Genomic DNA, 487 nt, shown 5'->3' with positions numbered 1-487 from the left:
AGCGTCTGTTTTCGCAGAAAACTCGCGTATTCGACCCCGAGTCCGTTCGCTTACGATAGTTTTATAATATGAAACTACTAGTACGATAAATAGTATCAGGATGTCAGAACGCTACGGCCGCCTCCCCGTGCCGACTCGGTCCGACCGACGGCCGCAGCCCTCTTGTCCGTCTCGACAGCGAACCGAGCCTGAGAGCGACCGCCGACAGGCATCGGCGACGGGCGACGAGCTTCGCACTCAGACGCTCCGCCGGCGATGACCGGAGCCGACGAGCCCGACGAAGATAGCTCCGGAAACGGATCCGATCGTGCTGGCAGATTCAGCGACATCGCCTCCGAGTTCTCCGACGAGTTCGGCGTGCGATCGGAGGACGACCCCGCTGCGGGCCACGAGAGCGAATCGCCCGGTAACGATGCCGACGCAGGCGGTTGGGCAAGCGAGTCGGACACCGATACCGACAACTGGGAGTGGGTCGGCGACGACGAGA

At 62.0% G+C, this 487-nt stretch carries 1 pseudogene; it reads left to right on the top strand.

Features of this window, described 5'->3' with window-relative positions:
- Window positions 1-255 precede the first annotated feature (255 nt).
- Window positions 256-487 (top strand): annotated as a pseudogene (locus tag DVK07_RS21370) (hypothetical protein); the annotation flags it as partial.

It is taken from the genome of Halorubrum sp. Atlit-26R, from assembly GCF_003666015.1.
GTDB lineage: Archaea > Halobacteriota > Halobacteria > Halobacteriales > Haloferacaceae > Halorubrum.
The sequence above is the reverse complement of the archived record's forward strand: the minus strand, read 5'-3'. Positions and strand labels throughout refer to the sequence as shown.